Annotated in this window: 20 protein-coding genes and 1 pseudogene; 5 read left to right on the forward strand and 16 right to left on the reverse strand. The window is 62.6% G+C overall.

Annotated features, from left to right (window positions below; genetic code table 11):
- Positions 1-8 precede the first annotated feature (8 nt).
- The 4 genes from PQR27_RS03290 (at position 9) to waaA (ending at position 4,920) form a co-directional block, all read left to right on the forward strand.
- The gene (locus PQR27_RS03290) at positions 9-1,403 is read left to right on the forward strand and encodes a phosphomannomutase/phosphoglucomutase (RefSeq protein WP_408522292.1); all 1,395 of its coding nucleotides are present in this window, start codon (positions 9-11) and stop codon (positions 1,401-1,403) included.
- A gap of 216 nt (positions 1,404-1,619) precedes the next feature.
- The gene (waaC, locus tag PQR27_RS03295; RefSeq protein ID WP_408522293.1) at positions 1,620-2,621 is read left to right on the forward strand and encodes a lipopolysaccharide heptosyltransferase I; all 1,002 of its coding nucleotides are present in this window, start codon (positions 1,620-1,622) and stop codon (positions 2,619-2,621) included.
- A gap of 45 nt (positions 2,622-2,666) precedes the next feature.
- On the forward strand, positions 2,667-3,551 hold the full coding sequence (kdoO, locus tag PQR27_RS03300; protein WP_408522294.1) for a Kdo hydroxylase KdoO: 885 nt from the start codon (positions 2,667-2,669) through the stop codon (positions 3,549-3,551).
- 58 nt (positions 3,552-3,609) lie between these two features.
- A complete protein-coding gene (gene waaA / locus PQR27_RS03305) occupies positions 3,610-4,920 on the forward strand; it encodes a lipid IV(A) 3-deoxy-D-manno-octulosonic acid transferase (RefSeq protein WP_408522295.1) in 1,311 nt (436 codons plus the stop codon).
- A gap of 26 nt (positions 4,921-4,946) precedes the next feature.
- Here waaA and ureG read toward each other — a convergent pair whose 3' ends face one another.
- The 14 genes from ureG to urtA form a co-directional block, all read right to left on the reverse strand.
- Positions 4,947-5,600 carry an urease accessory protein UreG gene (gene ureG / locus PQR27_RS03310; protein WP_408522296.1) on the reverse strand — a complete coding sequence of 218 codons (654 nt, stop codon included), beginning with the start codon at positions 5,598-5,600 and terminating at the stop codon, positions 4,947-4,949.
- 11 nt (positions 5,601-5,611) lie between these two features.
- Positions 5,612-6,292, reverse strand: coding sequence for an urease accessory protein UreF (locus tag PQR27_RS03315; RefSeq protein WP_408525391.1), 681 nt, complete (start codon positions 6,290-6,292; stop codon positions 5,612-5,614).
- Positions 6,279-6,989 (reverse strand): urease accessory protein UreE, encoded by a 711-nt coding sequence (ureE, locus tag PQR27_RS03320; protein ID WP_408522297.1) that lies wholly within the window; start codon positions 6,987-6,989, stop codon positions 6,279-6,281. Before ureE ends, PQR27_RS03315 begins: the two co-directional genes overlap by 14 nt.
- Positions 6,990-6,992: 3 nt before the next feature.
- Positions 6,993-8,699, reverse strand: coding sequence for an urease subunit alpha (gene ureC / locus PQR27_RS03325; RefSeq protein ID WP_408522298.1), 1,707 nt, complete (start codon positions 8,697-8,699; stop codon positions 6,993-6,995).
- 55 nt (positions 8,700-8,754) lie between these two features.
- On the reverse strand, positions 8,755-9,060 hold the full coding sequence (locus PQR27_RS03330; RefSeq protein WP_408522299.1) for an urease subunit beta: 306 nt from the start codon (positions 9,058-9,060) through the stop codon (positions 8,755-8,757).
- A gap of 19 nt (positions 9,061-9,079) precedes the next feature.
- On the reverse strand, positions 9,080-9,382 hold the full coding sequence (gene ureA, locus PQR27_RS03335) for an urease subunit gamma (protein WP_154565940.1): 303 nt from the start codon (positions 9,380-9,382) through the stop codon (positions 9,080-9,082).
- A 163-nt stretch (positions 9,383-9,545) separates the two neighbouring features.
- Positions 9,546-10,349: a transporter substrate-binding domain-containing protein gene (locus PQR27_RS03340; protein WP_408522300.1), complete on the reverse strand. Its 804-nt coding sequence runs from the start codon at positions 10,347-10,349 to the stop codon at positions 9,546-9,548.
- A 383-nt stretch (positions 10,350-10,732) separates the two neighbouring features.
- Positions 10,733-10,999 carry a hypothetical protein gene (locus tag PQR27_RS03345; RefSeq protein ID WP_408522301.1) on the reverse strand — a complete coding sequence of 89 codons (267 nt, stop codon included), beginning with the start codon at positions 10,997-10,999 and terminating at the stop codon, positions 10,733-10,735.
- Between the two features lie 90 nt (positions 11,000-11,089).
- Positions 11,090-11,971, reverse strand: coding sequence for an urease accessory protein UreD (locus PQR27_RS03350; RefSeq protein ID WP_408522302.1), 882 nt, complete (start codon positions 11,969-11,971; stop codon positions 11,090-11,092).
- Between the two features lie 165 nt (positions 11,972-12,136).
- A complete protein-coding gene (urtE, locus tag PQR27_RS03355; protein WP_408522303.1) occupies positions 12,137-12,829 on the reverse strand; it encodes an urea ABC transporter ATP-binding subunit UrtE in 693 nt (230 codons plus the stop codon).
- 56 nt (positions 12,830-12,885) lie between these two features.
- Positions 12,886-13,749, reverse strand: coding sequence for an urea ABC transporter ATP-binding protein UrtD (urtD, locus tag PQR27_RS03360; protein WP_408522304.1), 864 nt, complete (start codon positions 13,747-13,749; stop codon positions 12,886-12,888).
- A complete protein-coding gene (urtC, locus tag PQR27_RS03365) occupies positions 13,746-14,930 on the reverse strand; it encodes an urea ABC transporter permease subunit UrtC (RefSeq protein WP_408522305.1) in 1,185 nt (394 codons plus the stop codon). The genes urtD and urtC overlap by 4 nt, the downstream gene beginning before the upstream one ends.
- A 1-nt stretch (position 14,931) precedes the next feature.
- The gene (gene urtB, locus PQR27_RS03370) at positions 14,932-16,557 is read right to left on the reverse strand and encodes an urea ABC transporter permease subunit UrtB (protein ID WP_408522306.1); all 1,626 of its coding nucleotides are present in this window, start codon (positions 16,555-16,557) and stop codon (positions 14,932-14,934) included.
- A gap of 95 nt (positions 16,558-16,652) precedes the next feature.
- Positions 16,653-17,948 (reverse strand): urea ABC transporter substrate-binding protein, encoded by a 1,296-nt coding sequence (gene urtA / locus PQR27_RS03375; protein ID WP_408522307.1) that lies wholly within the window; start codon positions 17,946-17,948, stop codon positions 16,653-16,655.
- A 370-nt stretch (positions 17,949-18,318) separates the two neighbouring features.
- Between urtA and PQR27_RS03380 the strand changes: the two are divergent.
- Positions 18,319-18,647, forward strand: a pseudogene (locus tag PQR27_RS03380) (hypothetical protein); the annotation flags it as partial.
- A 56-nt stretch (positions 18,648-18,703) separates the two neighbouring features.
- Here PQR27_RS03380 and PQR27_RS03385 read toward each other — a convergent pair.
- Together PQR27_RS03385 and PQR27_RS03390 are read right to left on the reverse strand one after the other, a co-directional pair.
- On the reverse strand, positions 18,704-19,804 hold the full coding sequence (locus PQR27_RS03385) for a DUF3443 domain-containing protein (RefSeq protein WP_408522308.1): 1,101 nt from the start codon (positions 19,802-19,804) through the stop codon (positions 18,704-18,706).
- 423 nt (positions 19,805-20,227) lie between these two features.
- Positions 20,228-20,680 carry a DUF2844 domain-containing protein gene (locus PQR27_RS03390; RefSeq protein WP_408522309.1) on the reverse strand — a complete coding sequence of 151 codons (453 nt, stop codon included), beginning with the start codon at positions 20,678-20,680 and terminating at the stop codon, positions 20,228-20,230.
- Between the last annotated feature and the right edge of the window lie 37 nt (positions 20,681-20,717).

The following is a 20,717-nucleotide window of genomic DNA, read 5'->3' on the forward strand; positions in this document are numbered from 1 at the left end:
GAGCCAACATGATCTCCAAATCCATATTCAAGGCGTATGACATTCGCGGTGTAATCGGCAAGACGCTCGACGCCGATACAGCGCGTTCCATTGGTCGCGCCTTCGGTAGCGAAGTGCGGGCGCAAGGTGGCGATGCCGTGGTGGTCGCGCGTGACGGCCGCCTGTCGGGTCCCGAGTTGGTTCAGGCATTGTCAGACGGTTTGCGTGCGGCCGGTGTCGACGTGGTCAATGTCGGCATGGTGCCCACGCCGGTCGGCTACTTCGCGGCCAGCGTGCCGTTGCAGCTCGACGGCGGTGAACGCCGCGTCGATTCGTGCATCGTCGTGACGGGCAGCCACAATCCGCCCGACTACAACGGCTTCAAGATGGTGTTGCGCGGCGCCGCCATATACGGCGAGCAGATCCTCGCGCTGCATCAACGTATCGTCGACGAGAATTTCTCCGCGGGTGACGGCACGTACGCCGAATACGACATCGCCGACGCGTATCTCGACCGCATTACGAGCGACATCAAGCTCACGCGCCCCATCAAGATCGTGGTCGATACCGGCAATGGCGTGGCGGGCGGCCTCGCGCCCAAGCTCTTCAAAAAGCTCGGCTGCGAACTGGTCGAGCTGTTCACCGAGATCGACGGCAACTTCCCGAACCACCACCCGGACCCGGCTCACCCGGAAAACCTGCAGGATGTGATTCGCGCGCTGAAGGAAACGGATGCAGAAATCGGCTTCGCATTCGACGGCGACGGCGACCGCCTCGGCGTCGTCACCAAAGACGGCCAGATCATCTACCCGGACCGCCAGTTGATGCTGTTCGCCGAAGAAGTGCTGTCGCGCAACAAGGGCGCGCAGATCATTTACGACGTGAAGTGCACCCGTAATCTGGCTAAGTGGGTCAAGGAAAAGGGCGGCGAGCCGCTGATGTGGAAAACCGGCCACTCGCTGGTCAAGGCGAAGCTGCGTGAAACCGGCGCACCGCTGGCAGGCGAAATGAGCGGCCACGTGTTCTTCAAGGACCGCTGGTATGGTTTCGACGACGGCCTGTACACGGGCGCGCGGCTGCTCGAAATCCTCACGCGCGTGGCCGATCCGAGCCAGTTGCTGAATTCGCTGCCGAACTCGCATTCCACGCCGGAACTGCAACTGAAGCTCGAAGAGGGCGAAAACTTTGAACTGATCGCGCGTCTGCAGCAAAGCGCGACGTTCACCGGCGCGGACGAGGTCATCAAGATCGACGGCCTGCGTGTCGAGTACCCGGACGGCTTCGGTCTGGCGCGTTCGTCGAACACCACGCCGGTGGTGGTGATGCGCTTCGAGGCCGATAACGACGCCGCGCTCAAGCGCATCCAGGAAGACTTCCGCCGCGTGATTCTCGCGGAGAAGGCTGACGCCAAGCTGCCGTTCTGACGGCACACGCGGGGGCGCGCGGCTCGGTGTGAGCCGCGGCCGCCGTCCAACGCGGCGCGGGTTTCACTTACCGCGCCGCGTTTTTTCATGTCATTTATGCGTGGCGCGCTAGAATTGCCGTCCCCTGCTCACCCCTTCGGGGGCCTGGCGCGAAGCGACAGGTTCGGGGGCTCTCTCTTAACGCATCTTCGGGCCGGATAGCCGGTTTTCCCACTCTTGAGCGTGCAAAAGATACTGATCGTGCGGGTGTCGTCACTGGGCGACGTCGTTCACAACATGCCGGTGATTGCCGACATCCAACGCCGCCATCCCGAGGCCCAGATCGACTGGCTCGTCGAAGAGAGCTTTGTAGGGCTCGTGCAGCTGGTCGCCGGAGTGCATCGGGCGATCCCCGTGTCGCTGCGCCGCTGGCGCAAGCGTCTCTTTTCGCTCGACAACTGGCGCGAGATCGGCGCGTTTCGCCGCGCGCTCGCCGCCGGGAACTACGACCTCGTGATCGACTGTCAGGGGCTCATCAAGACCGCCTGGCTCGCCAGCATGGCGCGCGGGCCGGTGGTGGGTCTCGCCAACCGAACGGATGGCGCGGGCTTCGAATGGCCAGTACGCTTTTTCTACGACAAACGCGTGCCGATCGAGCCGCGCACGCACGTGGTCGAACGCACGCGCCAGCTGGTGGCCGCGGCGCTCGACGACCCGCGGCCGCAGCCCACCGATCACATCGACTTCGGCCTCGACACCGGGCGCGCGGCACTGGCTTTGTCGGAGGCCAATCTGAACCTGCCGGTGCCGTATGTGGTGTTCGTGCACGCTACCTCGCGCGCCGACAAGCAATGGCCCGATGCCGCCTGGATCGAACTCGGCCAGTCATTGGTGCGGCGCGGCGCGTCGATCGTGCTGCCGTGGGGCAGCGAGGAGGAGCGCGCGACCAGCGAGCGGTTGGCCAGGGAATTTGGCGCGGCGGCCATCGTGCCGCCGAAGCTCTCGTTGCCCGCCGTGGTCGGGCTGATCGAAGGCGCGGCGGCGACGGTCGGGGTTGACACAGGTCTGGTTCACATCGCGGCGGCGCTGAAGCGACCAACGGTCGAGTTGTACAATTTCGCCACCGCGTGGCGCACCGGCGGTTACTGGTCGCCGAATGTCCTGAATCTCGGCACGGCAGGCAAACCGCCCACGCTGCAAGAAGTCAAATCCGCGCTGGCCGGCTTTGGTCTGCTGTAGCGCGGCGCGCTTCGCCTTACGCTTCATCCGTTTTCAAGGGCGACCATGAACGAAACCCAGATTATTGAAGTAGCGAACGCCGACTGGCACGGGCGCAGCCTGTCCGTGCCGCGTGAAACGCTGCTGGCCGGCGTTGAACGCGGCAAAGTGCTGTACTTCCCGAATCTGCGCTTTGCGATCGAAGGCGGCGAACAGGCGCTGCTCGACCCCGCGCTCGCCGATCCGAACCGCAAGAACATCAGCCTCGAACCGAATGGCGGCGCGTTGCACGGCGTGGCCGGCGACGCCGTCACGCAGTCGGCGGTGCGCGCGTTGATCGCGCGTTATCAAACCAACGCGCGCACGCTGGTCGATGGGCTCTTCCCCGAATACAACGGCAAGCTGCGCGTCGCGCCGACCAGCCTGCGGTTGCATCAGGTGGAAACGCGCCAGACTTCCTGGCGCAAGGACGACAGCCGTTTGCACGTCGACGCATTCCCGTCGCGGCCGAATTATGGCGAACGCATTCTGCGCGTGTTCACCAACGTCAATCCGCAAGGCGCACCGCGTGTGTGGCGTGTCGGCGAACCGTTCGAGGACATGGCCAAACGCTTCCTGCCGCGCATCAAACCGCAAATGCCGGGCTCGGCCTGGCTGCTGAATCTGCTGCACGTGACCAAATCGCAGCGCAGCGAATACGATCATCTGATGCTGAATCTGCACGACGGCATGAAGGCCGACCTCGACTATCAGAAGTCGAGCCCGCAGGAGACCATGCCGTTTCCGCCCGGCAGCGTGTGGGTATGTTTCTCCGACCAGACCTCGCACGCAGTGATGTCCGGCCAGTTCATGCTGGAGCAGACTTTTTTTCTGCCCGTCAAGGCAATGGCGCAGCCCGAATGCGCGCCGCTCGGCATTCTCGAGCGCCTGAAGGGCAGGGCGCTGGTTTGAGCGCCGCCGTTTTTGTGCCAGTTGCGCTGAAAAATGCGAAGAAGCGCGCGGAGCCCCGATGCTGAGGGCGATTTACAACGCGCTCTGGTGGATCGTCGCGCCGCTTGCGGTACTGCGTTTGCTGATCCGTTCGCGCAAGGAGCGCGGCTATCGCGAGCATATCGGCGAGCGGTTCGGTTATTCGCGCGGCAGGCTGCCGGAAGACAACACGCCACTGATCTGGGTGCATGCGGTATCGGTCGGCGAGACGCGCGCTGCCCAACCGTTGATCGACGCGCTGCTGAAGGCGCGTCCTGATGCGCGCATTCTCCTCACGCACATGACGCCGAGTGGTCGCGCGACAGGCGAGCAGATTTTCGGCGACCGAGTGTTGCGCAGCTATTTGCCGTACGACCTGCCGCACGCCGTGCGGCGCTTTTTGCGGACGTGGCGGCCGTCGCTTGGTCTGGTGATGGAAACGGAAGTGTGGCCGACGCTGATCGACGAATGCCGTCGCGCGGATGTACCTCTGGTGCTCACCAATGCGCGGATGTCGGCACGCTCGTACAGGCGCGCGGCGAAGTTCGGCAATGCCACCCGCGATGTATTCGGCGGGTTTGCGCGGGTGCTGGCGCAGAGTCCATCGGACGCGGAACGGCTCACGGCGCTTGGCGCACGCAATGTGGCGGTGCTCGGCAACCTGAAGTTCGATATGAGCACGCCGCCGGAATTTGCGGCGCGTGGCCATGCGTGGCGCGCGGCGATCGGCGCGCGGCCGGTGTGGGTTGCGGCGAGCACGCGTGAAGGCGAGGAGGAGCTCGTGCTGCAGGCGTTCGCCGCGCTAGGTGTCGACGATGCGCTGCTGATTCTGGTGCCGCGACATCCGCAACGGTTCAACGAAGTGGCGGCGCTGGTGGAGAAGGCTGGGCTGCGGATCGAGCGGCGTTCGACGTGGGCGCCTGCGGCGACGGTGGCTTCAGCTGCGGGTGCGATGGGCGATGTGCCCGCGTTGCCGGTTGGCGTGAACGTGCTGCTCGGCGATTCGATGGGCGAGTTGGGTGCTTACTATGCCGCTTCGGATCTGGCGTTTATCGGTGGCAGTCTGCTACCGCTTGGCGGGCAGAATCTGATCGAGGCATGTGCGGTCGGCGTGCCGGTGCTGATCGGGCCGCATGTGTTCAACTTCACGCAGGCCACGGCTGACGCGGTAGCGGCCGGTGCGGCGGTGCAGGTGCAGGACCCGGCCGACCTGGCCCGCGCGCTGCGTGAGCTGTTCGGTGACAAGGCGCGGCGGCTGGCGATGAGCGGTGCGGCTTCCGCGTTCGCTGCGCGCCATCGGGGGGCGACGGCGCGGACGGTCGATGTGTTGATGGCGGTGTTGCCGGAGTGAGGCGTGGGGTGCAAGGTGCCCCGACTTCACACCTTCAACAACCCCTTCTTCTCGATAAACTTCACCACCTCATCCAGCCCGTCGAGCGCCTTCAGATTGCTCATCACGAAGGGCCGGTCGCCGCGCATCCTCTTCGCGTCAGAAGCCATCACCTCGAGATTCGCGCCGACCATCGGCGCCAGGTCCGTCTTGTTGATCACGAGCAGGTCCGACTTGGTAATGCCGGGGCCGCCCTTGCGCGGAATCTTCTCGCCGCCCGCGACGTCGATCACGTAAATCGTCAGGTCCGACAACTCCGGGCTAAACGTCGCCGCGAGATTGTCGCCGCCCGATTCGATGAACACGATGTCGGCATCAGGAAAGCGCGTGAGCATCCGGTCGACGGCTTCCAGATTGATCGATGCGTCTTCGCGGATCGCTGTGTGCGGGCAGCCGCCCGTTTCGACGCCCATGATCCGCTCGGCCGGCAACGCGCCCGCCACGGTCAACAGACGCTGATCTTCTTTCGTATAGATGTCATTGGTGATTGCGACAAGGTCGTACTGTTCGCGCATCGCCTTGCAGAGCATTTCGAGCAGCGTGGTCTTGCCGGAGCCAACCGGGCCGCCGACGCCCACGCGCAGCGGCGGCAACTTCTTCGTACGGACGGGCGGGTGAGCGGGGTGATGAGGTGCGTTCATGATGGATCTTCTTATGAGCGAAAGAGCCGCGAGTACTGCGACTCGTGACGTGCCGACAGGATGCCCAGTTGCGGCGCGAAAGTATTGATATCCCCGGGCGAAGTGGCCAGCGCGCGCGTGACGGCTGCGTCAATCGGCTCGCGCAATGCGACGATGATGCGTTGTCCGGCGAGTTGGCCTAACGGCACCGCTTTCAATGCAGCGGCGGCCTGGTTCTCCACCCAGCTGAAGGCGTAAGCGGCGAGGGCGGCGTCGGGCGCGGCGTCGTGTGCGAAGGCGGCAAACGCGAAAGCGGTTGGTTGTGCCAGCGGCGTCATCGAAGCCAATGTGGCGCGCCTTTCGGCATCGCCCCATTCCAAAGATGCGCACAACTGCCGCAGCGACCAACCCATCTGTTCCGTCTCGCGTCGTAACTCCGCCGACTCGCGGCTCGCCAGGAACTCGCTGTTCGCCTCGCTCAAACCGGCCGCGTCATGGGTACGCCAGCGTTCCATCTGGTGCGCGAGAAACGGCAGTTCGCCGTGCGCGAGCACGTCGCGCAAACCGCTGGCGATCCACGCGCGCGCGGAATTGGCGTCGGTGATCAGTTGCGCTTCGATCGCTGCTTCGAGACCCTGCGAGTAACTGAACGCGCCGATCGGCAGTGCCGGCGAGGCGAGATGCAGCAGGGCCGTGAGTTCAGCGATGCGCATGGTGATGATGATGGCCATGGCCGCACGATTCGTCGTGGACGTGATCGGCGTCTTTGTGATCGTGCGAATGATCGTTGCCGTGGTCCTCGGCATGATCATGTGAGTGCCCCTGCGCGTGGTGATGACCGTGTTCGTGCGATTGGTCATGCACATGTTCATGCCCATGCTCATGTGAGTGCCCGTGATGCTCGCCAAACACCTGCTGCGCTAACGCATAGTCTTCTGCGAACGTCTCGTCGTGACCATGCTTGTGACCGCCGCCGTACGCGCCGGATTCCGGCTGGAACGGCATCGATACCTGATCGACGCTGGCGCCGATGCGCTTGAGCATATCGGCCAGCACCGGGTCGTATTCCAGCTTCAGATAATCCGCGCCGACTTCCACCGGCGTATGCCGGTTGCCGAGGTGATACGCGGCGCGCGTGAGCGTCAGCGCATCGTTGGCACGGACGTAGAGCACCGCCTCGGGCGCGGCGATCACGCGTACCAAAGCGCCGTCGTCGGCGACCAGCACATCGCCGTCGCGCAGCACCGTGCCTCGTGGCAGCAGCAGCGCGACTTCCTCACCGTTATCGAGCGTGACGGCGAGACGGCTCTTGCGACGGTCGTCGAAAGCGAGCGTCAAGGTTGGCGCGCGCTTTACCAGAACAGGTGCGAGCTTCAGATGCGGAGCGATCAGTTTGTCGAGTGTGCGCATGGTTTAGAACAGGAAGTAGCGTTGCGCCATCGGCAGTACCGTTGCGGGTTCGCAGGTCAGCAACTGGCCGTCGGCGATCACCTGATACGTTTCCGGATCGACACTGATCGCCGGGCGCCACGCGTTGTGAATCATGTCGGCCTTCGTGATCTTGCGGCAGTTCTTCACGGCCACGATACGCTTGTTCAGGCCATAACGTTCGCCGACGCCCGCGTCGGCGGCCATCTGCGACACGAAGGTCAGCGACGTGCGTCCCAATGCGCCGCCGCGCGTTGCGAACATCTCGCGATAGTGCACCGGCTGCGGTGTCGGAATCGACGCGTTCGGGTCGCCCATCTGCGCCATCGCGATCATGCCGCCCTTCAGGATCAGCGACGGCTTGATGCCGAAGAACGCCGGTTCCCAGAACACCAGGTCCGCCCATTTGCCGGGCTCGATCGAACCAACTTCATGCGCGATGCCGTGCGTGATGGCCGGGTTGATCGTGTACTTGGCGACATAACGCTTCGCGCGGAAATTGTCGTGCCGCGCGTTGTCTTCGGGCAGCGCGCCGCGTTGCACCTTCATCTTGTGGGCGGTCTGCCATGTGCGGATGATCACTTCGCCCACGCGGCCCATCGCCTGCGAATCCGACGAGAGCATCGACAACGCGCCGAGGTCGTGCAGGATGTCTTCCGCGGCGATGGTTTCGCGGCGAATCCGCGACTCGGCGAAGGCGATGTCTTCCGCGATCGACGGGTCCAGGTGGTGGCACACCATCAGCATGTCCAGATGCTCTTCGAGCGTATTGACGGTGTACGGGCGGGTTGGATTCGTGGACGAGGGCAGCACGTTGGCTTCGCCGCACACCTTGATGATGTCCGGCGCGTGGCCGCCGCCCGCGCCTTCGGTGTGATACGTGTGAATCGTGCGGCCCTTGAACGCGGCCACGGTTGTTTCGACAAAGCCCGCCTCGTTCAGCGTATCCGTGTGAATCGCGACTTGCGTGTCGGTGTCGTCGGCGACCGAGAGGCAGTTGTCGATCGCGGCCGGCGTCGTGCCCCAGTCTTCGTGCAGCTTCAAACCGATCGCCCCCGCGGCGATCTGCTCCAGCGCGGGCTGCGGCTGGCTCACATTGCCTTTGCCGAGAAAGCCGAGATTCATCGGATAACCATCGGCCGCTTGCAGCATGCGTTCGAGATGCCACGGACCGGGCGTGCAGGTCGTCGCGTTCGTGCCCGTCGCCGGACCGGTGCCGCCGCCGAGCATCGTCGTCACGCCGCTCGCCAATGCTTCTTCGATCTGCTGCGGGCTGATGAAGTGGATGTGCGTGTCGATACCACCCGCCGTCACGATCAGGCCTTCGCCCGCGATCACTTCGGTGGATGCGCCGATTGCGATCGTCACGTTCGGTTGAATGTCCGGATTACCCGCTTTGCCGATTGCGTGGATGCGACCATTCTTGATGCCGATGTCGGCCTTGACGATGCCCCAGTGGTCGAGAATCACCGCATTCGTCACGACCGTATCGACGACCTCGGCGTGTACGCGTTGTGACTGACCCATGCCGTCGCGAATCACTTTGCCGCCGCCGAATTTCACTTCTTCGCCGTAGGTCGTGAAGTCGCGTTCGACTTCGATCAGCAGCTCGGTATCGGCGAGACGCACGCGGTCGCCGGTCGTGGGGCCGAACATTTCCGCGTATGCGCGGCGGCCAATGCGTAATGTCATGGTGTGGGTCCGGAAATGAGCAGGGCGGTCAGAGCAGGCGCACGCGGGTGGCGCATCAAAGCTTGCCCATGATCTTGCCGTTGAAGCCGTAGACGACGCGCTCGCCCGCCAGTTCGACCAGCTCGACGGTGCGTTCCTGACCGGGCTCGAAGCGCACGGCGGTGCCGGCTGCGATATTGAGCCGGAAGCCACGCGCCGCTTCGCGATCGAACGAGAGCGCCTCGTTCACTTCATAGAAGTGATAGTGCGAGCCGATCTGCACCGGGCGGTCGCCTGTGTTCGACACGACCACCGTGACGGTGGCGCGGCCCGCGTTGAGTTCGTGTTCGCCGTCGTCGATGAGGAGTTCGCCGGGAATCATGGGGCCTGCCTTGTTTCGATTAAGGGATTGGGTGATGAACGGTGACGAGCTTGGTGCCGTCGGGGAAGGTGGCTTCGACCTGGATGTCGGGGATCATCTCCGGCACGCCTTCCATGACATCGGCGCGCGTGAGCAGCGTGGTGCCGTAGTGCATGACCTCGGCGACCGTTTTGCCGTCGCGGGCTGCTTCCATCAGCGCGGCGGTAATGAAGGCGACCGCTTCCGGATAATTCAGTTTGAGACCGCGCGCGCGGCGCCGTTCGGCGAGCAGCGCGGCGGTGAAGATCAGCAGCTTGTCCTTTTCGCGAGGTGTCAGCTTCATCGAATGTGTGCGTAGGGTTGCGCCGGTTCCGAGCGGGGCCGGCTGCGACAATGATAGGCGTTGCGCGTCATGGTCGTGATCGCATGCTATGCACGGGATGAGTCCACAACGAATGCAATGCCGGATAAGCCAGCCACGGTATCAAGTCCGGCTAACGATGCGCTTACAGATCCGTTGGCAACGGCGCGCCGAACCACTTTTTCGACATCGCATTGAGTGTGCCGTCCTGTTTGGCCTGGGCGATGGCGGCGTTCACTTTCTGCTGCAGGCGCGCTTCGTTCTTGTTCATGCCGACGAAGCACGGCGAGTTCTTGATAACGAACTTCGGTTCCGGACGACGCGGCGGATTCTTCGCGAGGATTGCGGCGGCGACGATATTGCCGGCGGCGATCAACTGCACCTGCCCGGACAGAAACGCGGCGATGGTCGCATTGTTGTCTTCGAAGCGCTTGATGGTGGCATTCGGTGCCATTTGCGTGAGACCGATTTCTTCGAGCGCGCCGCGGGTGGCGCCGACTGTCTTGCCGGTGAGGTCTGCGGGGCTAGTGACCTTGATGTCGGCGGGCCCGAACACGCCCTGGTAGTACGGCGCATAGGCCGTCGAGAAATCGATGACCTTGTCGCGCTCAGGCGTTTTGCCGAGCGACGAGATGACGAGATCGACCTTGCTGGTCTGCAGATAGGGGATGCGGTTTGCGCTATTGACCGGCACGAGTTCGAGCTTCACGTTCATCGATTTCGCGAGCAGGGCGGCGGTATCGATGTCATAGCCTTGCGGCTTCATGTCCGCGCCAACCGAACCGAACGGCGGATAGTCTTCCGGGACGGCGACTTTCAGTACGCCTGCTTTGGCGATGTTATCGAGCGTATCCGCGTGAGCGGCGGGCGCGTTGATGGCGAGGACGGGCGAGAGCAGCAGTGCGGCGAGCCAGGCGCGACGCGCGGGGCGAAGGATCGATCGATTCATGTTATGCGAGCGGTGGTGGCGGTGGTCGGCTGCCGTCAGGGCGCGGCAGCATCGTGGGGGTTCTCGACGCAAGGTGTGTGCCATGACGGTGCAGCATGGGTTTGCGGTGAGGAAGGGGAGTTGTGCACCTAATTGGGGTGTTGGTGCGATTCATGTTGGTGCGCGCGCGGTCTTACGAAGGTGAAAGGCGGTTGAAGCCTCCGCAAAGCACTCTTGCGTATAAAGGCATCGCGCTGGATGAAGTACCGCTACAACGCGCGCAGCGCCGCCGGAAGAATGACTACTGTGTCACTCGCGCGGATATGTCAGTGCGGTAGCACACAACCTGAGGCATAAAAAAGGCGCGATTTCTCGCGCCATCCACTTTCATCATTCCCGCCGCGTTACCACTCCTCTCCGCTGGCGAGGACTTCCGCGTGATAGGCGCGTGCGCGCCTCGAAATTTCGTCCCATTGTTCGACAGTCAAGGACTGGGCCTTGTCGGTCTTGTAGACGGTAAGAACCAGATTGTTGTCCTTTTCAACTGCAAGCTCCATGAAGGGATTGAACTTGCCAGGGTCGTAAGACTCGCCATCTTCAAAAAGATGGACAGCAATGTATGGGTGTGCGGCGGTGACGTCAGCGAATAACTCAAAATATAGAGTAGCCAATTTATTTCCTGAATCCGATGAAGTCGCTCATAGACCACTAACAAAGCAAGGAAAGGCCAAAGCCGAAAGGCCCACAACCAAACCTCGGGACTACGTCGCCCATATCCTCAAAGGCACAGCCTCAACCCCATGCACAACAGGCCTCAACTGAAGCCAGCATTGAGTCAAAGCGCGCTGCAGCGTTTCCATCGACCGCGAAACCGCACGCACGAGCAAAACGCCCTCGGTGACGCAAGAAGCCGCCGCCCGCAACGAATCATCGAACGGCAACTGGGCGGTGAGCCCTTCAGCGAGCGCATCATTACAGGCCGACCCAACCGCCCAAAGCGTCCCATACGCAGGAAACCCGGCAAGGCCTTGCGCCGCATCCCGCAACGAATCCTCTGCAGCAAGACTCGCACGTTCGAGCCACAGAGCCTCACCATCCGCCCCAACGATCCGCGACACCGCGCGTAAATGGCCGGCCGTCCAGCGTTCACCGGCAGCTTGCCGCCCAAGCTGAGTCGCATCCCACCCAATCGCGGTCGCACCCTCGCCAAGCGTCAGCGAAAAATCCAGCATCGCATTGGCGTGATCGAAAACGATATTGTTCTGCGGCAGCCAGTCGAGCTTCGCCTGAGGGCCGACGCGCACCGCAATATTCTGCCGTGCCGCACGGCCGTTGGACTTGTACCACTTGGTCGCGCCAGGCGTGGTGATGACGGCATGCGCGTTGTCGCCGACGCCCACGTCGATATCGAGTTGATCGCCGCCCGCGATCCCGCCCGGCGGATGCACGATCACCGCATGGCAGATCGCATGGCCTTCCGGATAGAGCGGCCGTTGCACGCGCAACGGACCATCATGCAGCCGATGCTTGAGCGTGGTCCGTTCGCCGTCTCTGACGAAACCGAGTTCGAGTCGCGCACGCCATTGCGAGTGCGCAGTGGGTTGTGCGGTGGCGAGTGCAGCGTAATTTTCGTGAAGCGACATACGAATGGAAGTACGAAGGACGGGCGGGTGGGCGCGCCAATGGGTGCGGTTACGGCCATGACAACGCGTGCTGCCGTGGACGCCAGGCCGCGATTGGCCGCGTTGCCAGCGGATGCGGCGAGAATAGCACGCAGATTAGCTGTGCCGCCGCGTGTCCGATACGCGTCAGACCGCGATCAGCGCACGCACACCATCCGTATCCATGTTCGCGCCTTCACCGCCCGCGACGATTTCACCACGGCTCATCACCCAATACCGATCAGCGATTTCTTTGGCGAAGTCGTAATACTGTTCGACGAGCAGCACGGTCATGCCCATTTCTTCGACCAGCTGACGCAGCGTCCGGCCGATATCCTGAATGATCGAAGGCTGGATACCTTCGGTGGGTTCATCGAGGATGAGCAATTGCGGATCGCTCATCAGTGCGCGGCCGATCGCAAGTTGTTGTTGCTGACCACCGGAGAGATCGCCGCCGCGGCGGCTGCGCATATCCTTCAGGACTGGGAACAGTTCGTAGATGCGGTCCGGGATTTTCTTCGGGGCTTTTTTGCTGGCCGCGCCGACCAACAGATTTTCTTCCACCGTCAGCCGCGGGAAGATGTCGCGACCTTGCGGAACGTAGGCGAGGCCTCTTTCTACACGCGAGTAGGTTGGCAGTTTGGTGATCGGTGTGCCACGCCAGGCGATCGAGCCGCTCCTGGTCTGGACAACGCCCATCAGGCATCGGAGCAGTGTTGTTTTGCCGACACCATTGCGGCCCAGCAAGACGGTGAGCTTGCCGTCGGGCACGGTGAGTTTCACGTCGCGGAGGATGTGGCTGCCGCCGTAGTACTGGTTCAGGTTTTCCACTTCTAGCATGTCGGTCGATCCTTGAATTCTGGTGGCTTTTTGCGGCTCTGGTTTGATTGCGGCCGTTACCGCCCGAGGTAAGACTCGATTACCGTCTCATCTCTCTTCACCTCGTCAAGCGTGCCGTGGGCGAGAACCCGCCCTTCAGCCATCACCGTCACTTTTCCCTTTTCGCCCGAAAGAGCCGCCACAAACTCCATATCATGTTCAACAACCATCATCGAACATGTCCCACGCAAATGATTGAGCAGTTGGGCTAGCTGCATCGTCTCATCATCGGTCATGCCTGCCGCGGGCTCATCGAGCAAAAGCAGTGCCGGTTGCTGCATCAGCAACATGCCGATCTCGAGCCGCTGCTTCTGTCCATGTGACAGCTCACCGGCAAGCCGCCGCGCCTCACTCTCCAACCCGATCAAAGCCAACGTCTCTTCAATCCGCGCTTGCGCGTCGCGATCCAATCGCGCGCGTAACGAAGCCCACCATCCCTTGTCAGCCTTCATGGCCAACTCAAGGTTCTCCCAAACAGGATGCTGTTCAAAAACAGTCGGCTTCTGAAACTTGCGCCCAATCCCGGCTCGCGCAATCGAAGGCTCATTCATCCGCGTCAGATCGATCGACTGCCCCAGAAAAACCTTGCCGGAATCCGGCTCGGTCTTCCCGGTGATGACATCCATCATCGTGGTCTTGCCCGCGCCGTTTGGACCGATGATGCAACGCAACTCACCCGCTTCGATCGATAAAGTCAGCGCGTTCAACGCGCGAAACCCATCGAAACTGACGGTCACGTCTTCAAGGTACAGAATCGTCCCGTGCGAAATGTCAATCTCACCCGGCACCACCGCGTGCCCCATGCTGGCGACACCGCTCAATGAATGCTCTGCGGGTTCTTCAGGCAACGCAAGATCAGGAACCATCGGGTTTTCGTTCATGAGCGTTTGCCCTTGCGCATCACAACCTCAATCAGCCCCATGATGCCGTTCGGCAATAACAGCGGGACCAGCACGAAAATCAGGCCGAGAAAGAACAGCCAGTATTCAGGGAAATTCGCCGTGAAAAAACTCTTTGCGCCATTCACCGCGAATGCGCCGATGATCGGTCCAATCAACGTGCCGCGCCCACCCACGGCGACCCAGATCGCCATTTCGATCGAGTTGCCCGGCGACATCTCACCCGGGTTGATGATGCCGACCTGGGGCACATACAACGCACCGGCAATGCCACACAGAACCGCCGACACCGTCCACACGAACAGCTTGTACGCAAGCGGGCTATAGCCGAGGAACATCAAACGCGTCTCGCCGTCGCGCACTGCGGTTACCACGCGCCCAAGCTTCGACGCGACGATCGCGCGCGCACCGATAAACGCCAGGATCAGTACCGCGAACGTGATCAGCAGGAGGGCAGTGCGCGTGCCCGGATGCGTAATCGGAAAGCCGCCGATGCGTTTAAAGTCGGTGAAGCCGTTATTGCCGCCAAAGCCGGTCTCGTTGCGATAGAACAGCAGCATCGCGGCAAACGTCATGGCTTGCGTGATGATCGACAGATACACGCCCTTCACCCGCGAACGGAACGTGAAGAAGCCGAACACCCATGCGACTACCGCCGGCACCAGCACCACCAGCAGCAACGCATAGCCGAGATGCTGTGTGCCTTGCCAGTACCACGGCAACTGATGCCAGTCGAGAAACACCATGAAGTCGGGCAGGTCGCTGCCGTATTTGCCGTCGTGGCCGATCGCACGCATCAGGTACATGCCGATCGCGTAGCCGCCCAACGCGAAGAACAGCGCATGTCCCAGACTCAGAATGCCGCAGTAGCCCCACACGAGATCGAGCGCGAGCGCGGCAATCGCATAGCACATGAACTTGCCGGCGATCGTCGTCGCGTAAGCGGACAGATGGAGCGCGCTGCTCTCCGGCACCACCAGCGTGGCGAACGGCACGCCGAGACCGAATACGATGATCAGCGCGATCAACGCGAGCCATGCACGGCGCGACAGTAACGCGGGACGCGGCGGCAAGCCGAGCGCGAAGCCGGACTGCGCTTCGCGTTCGGCGGTGGCGCCCCCGCTCGCTGCGCCGATATGAGCCGATGAGGTTGCCGATGTCATCTCATGCCTCCGCGCTGCGGCCCTTGAGGGCGAACATGCCCTGCGGACGCTTCTGGATGAACAACACGATCAGCACGAGCACCGCGATCTTCGCGAGTACCGCGCCCCAGAACGGTTCGATCGCCTTGCTGACGAGTCCGAGGCCAAAGCCGCCGATCACCGTTCCGGCGAGTTGTCCGACACCACCGAGCACCACGGCCATGAACGAATCGATGATGTAACTCTGGCCGAGGTCCGGACCGACATTGCCGATCTGCGACAGCGCACAGCCACCCAGGCCGGCGATGCCGGCACCGAACGCAAACGCATACGAATCCACCCGCGCGGTCTTCACACCGACGCACGCCGCCATCCGGCGGTTCTGCGTCACGGCGCGCACGAAGAGGCCCAGGCGTGTTTTGGTCAGCACGGCCCATGCTATGCCGACCACGATCAGCGAAAACGCCAGAATCGCGAGCCGGTTGTACGGCAGGATCAGATTCGGCAGGACGGTGACACCGCCGCTCATCCACGCCGGGTTGATCACCTGCACGTTTTGCGCGCCGAACAGCATGCGCGTCGCCTGGATCAGGATCAGACTGACGCCGAAGGTTGTGAGCAGGGTTTCAAGCGGACGGCCGTACAGATGCTTGAGCACCAGCCGTTCGAGCACGATGCCGACCAGCCCGGCAGCGGCGAACGACGCCGGCACCGCGAGCAGCGGATACCAGTCGAACGCGCCGGGCGCGAAACGTTGAAACAGGTTCTGCACGACATACGTGGCGTACGCGCCGATCATCAGGAATTCGCCATGCGCCATGTTGATGACGCCGATCAGACCATATGTGATCGCAAGGCCCAGGGCGGCGAGCAACAGCACGCTGCCCAGCGACAAACCGGCGAACAAGGTGCCCGCAATCTGACTGCGGCGCTGGATTGTGTCGAGTTCGTCGATGCCGCTTTGCGCAGCAGCCCGCACGCGGTCGTCGGCTTCGTTGAAGCGGCCATCCGGCTTCTTCGCGACGAGCGGGCGCAGCAGTTCGTTCATGTCGAGATCATGCCGCGCGGCGACCAGTTGCACGGCTTCGAGGCGTTTGGCCGGATCGGCGTCGTGCAATGCGGTCATGGCCCACAAGGTGTCGAGGCGCTTCTTCAGCGCGGGATCGGTTTCCTTCGCGCGAGCCGCGTCGACGAGCGGTTTGATCGACGGATCGGGATTTTGCAGCAGCGCCGTAATGGCGGCGGCGCGCGCGGCCGTATCGGGTGAATCGAGTTGCAGGCCCGACAGCGCGCCCGCTACCTTCGAGCGCAACAGATTGTTCAGTGTGACGGGTTGCGCGTCACCCGCTGCGACCGTTTTGCCGGTGACGGCATCGCGGGCCGTGTCGCCGTCCTGCAGCAGCACCGCGCCGGCATCCGTGGCGAGCGCGCTGTCTTCGGACAGGGCTTTCAGCACGGCCAACGATTCCTTGTCGTGGTTGGCAATCAGCTTGTCGATGGCCGCGGATTTCGCGTCGAAGTCATCGCCGGCGAGCGGCGTGACATCGGCCGGCGTCAGCGCAAAGGCGACCAGCGGCGCGCTAGCGAGGAGCGCAAGCGCGAGCCTGCCGATGTTGCGCCGGGCGAACGTGAGGAATGAAAGCGCCATAGTGGCCTTTGAAGAAGTACCGGCAGGCCGGCGCGGCAGCGCGCTGACTGGTTAAGTCAGCACCGCTGCCGCGCCGTTGGAGTGCTGCAGTCCTGTCAGGCAACTCGCGAGCGTTTCAGGAACGCCGGAATCGAACTGACGATATCCGGCTTGCTCGAATTGCCGGCGATGAACGGGCTCCACGGCTGCGCGCGAATCGCGGTCTTGGTCCGCCACACCACGTTGAACTGGCCGTCGGCGCGCACTTCACCGATCATCACCGGCTTGTGCAGATGGTGATTGCCGTCCATTTCCAGAACGAAGCCTGACGGCGCGGCGAACTGCTGGCCGACCATCGCGACGCGCACCTTGTCCACGTCCGTGCTCTTTGCCTTTTCCACAGCCTGCTTCCACAAATGGATGCCGACAAAGGTCGCTTCCATCGGGTCATTGGTCACGCGCTTGGTGCCGCCAGGCAGATTCTGCGACTTGACCCATTCGGCCCACTGCGCCTTGAACTTGGTATTGGTCGGGTTCTTCAGCGACATGAAGTAGTTCCATGCCGCGAGGTTGCCGACCAGCGGCTTCGTATCGATGCCGCGCAGCTCCTCTTCGCCCACCGAGAACGCGACGACCGGCACGTCGGATGCCTTCAGCCCCTGGTTGCCGAGTTCCTTGTAGAACGGCACGTTCGAATCGCCGTTGACGGTCGAGATCACCGCGGTCTTGCCGCCTTGCGAGAAGGTCTTGATGTTCGCGACGATGGTTTGATAGTCGCTATGGCCGAACGGCGTGTAGACCTCCTGAATATCCGCCTCCTGGACGCCTTTGGACTTGAGGAACGCGCGCAAGATCTTGTTGGTCGTGCGCGGATACACGTAGTCAGTGCCTAACAGGAAGAAGCGCTTGGCGCCGCCGCCTTCGGCACTCATCAGGTATTCGGTCGCCGGAATCGCCTGCTGATTCGGCGCCGCGCCCGTGTAGAACACGTTGCGCGACATTTCTTCGCCTTCGTACTGCACCGGGTAGAAGAGCAGCCCATTGAGCTCCTCGAATACCGGCAGCACGGATTTGCGCGATACCGAGGTCCAGCAGCCGAACACCACGGAGCACTTATCCTGGGTGATCAACTGGCGTGCCTTTTCGGCGAACAGCGGCCAGTTCGATGCCGGGTCGACCACCACCGGCTGCAGTTGGCGGCCCATGATGCCGCCGTTCTTGTTGATGTCCGCGATGGTCATCAACGCGGTGTCCTTGAGCGACGTCTCCGAGATCGCCATCGTCCCAGACAGGGAATGCAGAATACCCACCTTGATCGGACCGCTGTCCTGCGCCCGGGCAAACGGAACCTGACCGGCGAGCGCCAGTGCGCCCGACATAGAGCCAAACTTCAACAGACTGCGACGTTTCATGTGCATCCCCTTGCCATTGATGGTGAGTGTTTATGGGCGTCGTTTTCAGCCAGCAGGGCTTGTCCCGCATGACTTGCCGCTTGTGTACTGCAAGCCACATGCCATGTTGCGATTTCGACGGAAACTCCGCGTCTTGCGTGCTGCGGCGCGGTAGCGGGCCGCGCGAGCGATGCGTCGTGCGGCGCAAGATTGGTGCAGTTGCGGGCTGCGCGCCTTATTCAGGTGCGTATCGCGCCGCAACGAAGCGTGCCTATCCGCCAGCGGGCGTCGGCGGTGCATGACCGCCGCCCCTTTGTGCATGCGCCGCGCTCTGGCTAGGCTGGAAGACCACTCACGCGAGGAGGCACAACATGAATGAGTACACCACCGCCGATCTGCCGGATATGTCGAGCGCGAGATTCACAAGCTGCGCGACGCACGTCATGTGATCGATGTGCGTAATCCTGGAGTGGCGGGTGGGCTGGAGTTGGCATCGCGTACTGGAGCGCCAGGCGCGCGTGCTTATGATGTGTTTGTGCGGTGCTTTGAGAAGGGGTGTTGACGCGTTTTACGGGGGACATTCTGGCGTTTTCGCCGCCGTTGATTATTGAAGAAGCGCAGATCGAGGAGATCGTTGGGACGGTGGCGGAGGTGTTGAGGGAGACGGTGTGGGGCTGGGCGGGACAGTGTTCCCGGACGCCAAGACGGTCTGCAAGTTAAGAGGCCGGCGCCTCGCGGCGCCGGCCTCTTGTATTACGCGCATACCATTGTTGAGTTCAGAACGCGACGAACGGCCCGGTCTGCGTGCCGATCTTCGCGCCTTCCAGCACGGTGTACACATTGCGGCCGAAGAAGAACGGCAGACCCCACATGAAACCTCCGGAAAGTCTCGCGCCGAGATTGTCGTAGGCTGCGTTCAGGTTTGCTCGCAAGCTGAGTCCGTTGCCGACCGAGAACGGCACTGTGACGGGAGTGCTGGCTCCGCTACTAGCCTTCAAAACGGCGGACAGGCTAAGAGGGGACGACGGTGTATACCAGACGCCCGTGTAGGGGATTGTGCCATCCGGAAAGTAATACACATTCGTGCCACTGTCGAACACGCCGGTGAGTGCGATGCCCTTGTACACGGTCGTGAAGAATCCGTTCTGATCCACCGGCACGATATTCACCGTCGACGGCAGCGCGTTGTTCTGACGCGTCCCGACGCCGAACACGAGCTCACCCGTGGCCGTCGTCTGACCGTCTGCGGGTAATGCCGGCAAACGGATAATCGTGCCGTTGTTGTCGGAGGTAAAGTCGGCGACAGGATTCATGACTTGCGTATCGAGCGGTACGCTCGTGCCCGTGCACGAGCCCGTGGAGGGGCAGTAGTAGTAGGTCGCCGGCAATACTTGTCGCGCCGCGAGCGGAAAGTCGCGCGTCGTATGGCCGATGCCGATCACGCCGTTGGCGCCAAGCGCGGCCGCCGTATTGAGACCAATCATGCCGCGGGAATTGCACTCCGCCGGCATCGCATATGTGCCGTCGCCAATCAACTGGACCGGCAGATTGCCTGCTGTCTTGCCTCCGATTGTCACGTCAGCTCGTTTGATCGAGCCCCACGTGTAGCCGCCCATGAAAGGCGCGCATTGGGCAATTGGAGCGCCTCCGGTCGGATCCTTCGAAGCTCCGGTCTGTGCCGGCAAGCGGGACGCGAGTGTCGAACCCAGCGCGCTTGCCATCACGCGCACGCCGACTGAACCAGTGTCGAGCAGCATGTGATCGACTGTCGAGCATTGGGTGCCGCCTTGCGAGCCGGGGAGGCATATGGTTGCGCTCACGTAGAGCATGTTGGTCTCGCCCATCGTCCGATCGACGACGATTGGCACAGTGTTCACGTCAGCGTCCGGAGTCGGCGTTGGCGTTGGAGTCGGAGTCGGAGTCGGAGTCGGAGTCGGAGCCGGAGTCGGAGCCGGAGCCGGAGTCGGAGACGGAGTCGGCGTCGGCGTCGGAGCCGGAGCCGGAGTTGGCGTCGGCGTCGGCGTCGGCGTTGGAGTCGGAGTTGGGGGCGGCGTCGGAGTAGGACTCGGAGTCGGTGCAGGAGTCGGAGTAGGACTCGGACTCGGACTCGGAGCAGGGGTCGGAACCGGACTCGGCGTCGCCGGCTTCTCATTATCCTTGGTCGCGTTCGAACTGCCATCCTCGCCACCACCACCACCACCGCAGGCCGAGAGAGCCACGCTGGCCGTCAGCAGCGCGAGGCAAAGTTTCTTATTGAGAGTCTTCATGTTTCTTGTGTTTCGTGAAATAGACGCGCCGCATCACTGCAGATCTTCAGCACGGACATTGACGGGGACGAGGCGCGGCAGAACTGCCTTGCCGAAGAAGTTTCCAGCCCGGCCCGCGGACTCGATCTGAAAATCGCCGTTGCGTTCGATCAATGGGCCGGTGCCGCGCGCGCGTCCGGTGCCTGCCGCGACTGCGTTCGGGAAATAGCTGCCAAGCAACGCGACCATGTCGGGGCGCACCGGCCCTTGCCACGTGACGGCAAACACGACGTTAGAAGGCAGCACGTATTCGCGAATCCTGACACCGTCGGCGTCACGCGACTCACGCACGGTATAAGCCGCGGTGGATGCAGCAGAGGAGGCAGGCGCTGCAGACTGGAGCAGGGACTTCGGGGCCGAACCGGCACCCGGTGCACCACCCAACGCCGCATACGACGCGTGCGGAAAAAGAGCCGACACCGTCAGCACGATCTTCACAAATTTCATCACATTGCTCCGGAAAACAGGTCGGAGCATGGTGCCT

This window comes from Paraburkholderia fungorum (assembly GCF_046027215.1).
Lineage (GTDB): Bacteria > Pseudomonadota > Gammaproteobacteria > Burkholderiales > Burkholderiaceae > Paraburkholderia > Paraburkholderia fungorum_D.

What these genes read in the sequence shown, in the direction of transcription:
- PQR27_RS03290 (WP_408522292.1), top strand. Translation starts at nt 9, where the DNA reads ATGATCTCCAAATCCATATTCAAGGCGTATGACATTCGCGGTGTAATC.
- kdoO (WP_408522294.1), top strand. Translation starts at nt 2,667, where the DNA reads ATGAACGAAACCCAGATTATTGAAGTAGCGAACGCCGACTGGCACGGG.
- waaA (WP_408522295.1), top strand. Translation starts at nt 3,610, where the DNA reads ATGCTGAGGGCGATTTACAACGCGCTCTGGTGGATCGTCGCGCCGCTT.
- ureG (WP_408522296.1), bottom strand. Translation starts at nt 5,600, where the DNA reads ATGAACGCACCTCATCACCCCGCTCACCCGCCCGTCCGTACGAAGAAG.
- PQR27_RS03315 (WP_408525391.1), bottom strand. Translation starts at nt 6,292, where the DNA reads ATGCGCATCGCTGAACTCACGGCCCTGCTGCATCTCGCCTCGCCGGCA.
- ureE (WP_408522297.1), bottom strand. Translation starts at nt 6,989, where the DNA reads ATGCGCACACTCGACAAACTGATCGCTCCGCATCTGAAGCTCGCACCT.
- ureC (WP_408522298.1), bottom strand. Translation starts at nt 8,699, where the DNA reads ATGACATTACGCATTGGCCGCCGCGCATACGCGGAAATGTTCGGCCCC.
- PQR27_RS03330 (WP_408522299.1), bottom strand. Translation starts at nt 9,060, where the DNA reads ATGATTCCCGGCGAACTCCTCATCGACGACGGCGAACACGAACTCAAC.
- ureA (WP_154565940.1), bottom strand. Translation starts at nt 9,382, where the DNA reads ATGAAGCTGACACCTCGCGAAAAGGACAAGCTGCTGATCTTCACCGCC.
- PQR27_RS03340 (WP_408522300.1), bottom strand. Translation starts at nt 10,349, where the DNA reads ATGAATCGATCGATCCTTCGCCCCGCGCGTCGCGCCTGGCTCGCCGCA.
- PQR27_RS03350 (WP_408522302.1), bottom strand. Translation starts at nt 11,971, where the DNA reads ATGTCGCTTCACGAAAATTACGCTGCACTCGCCACCGCACAACCCACT.
- urtE (WP_408522303.1), bottom strand. Translation starts at nt 12,829, where the DNA reads ATGCTAGAAGTGGAAAACCTGAACCAGTACTACGGCGGCAGCCACATC.
- urtD (WP_408522304.1), bottom strand. Translation starts at nt 13,749, where the DNA reads ATGAACGAAAACCCGATGGTTCCTGATCTTGCGTTGCCTGAAGAACCC.
- urtC (WP_408522305.1), bottom strand. Translation starts at nt 14,930, where the DNA reads ATGACATCGGCAACCTCATCGGCTCATATCGGCGCAGCGAGCGGGGGC.
- urtB (WP_408522306.1), bottom strand. Translation starts at nt 16,557, where the DNA reads ATGGCGCTTTCATTCCTCACGTTCGCCCGGCGCAACATCGGCAGGCTC.
- urtA (WP_408522307.1), bottom strand. Translation starts at nt 17,948, where the DNA reads ATGAAACGTCGCAGTCTGTTGAAGTTTGGCTCTATGTCGGGCGCACTG.
- PQR27_RS03390 (WP_408522309.1), bottom strand. Translation starts at nt 20,680, where the DNA reads ATGAAATTTGTGAAGATCGTGCTGACGGTGTCGGCTCTTTTTCCGCAC.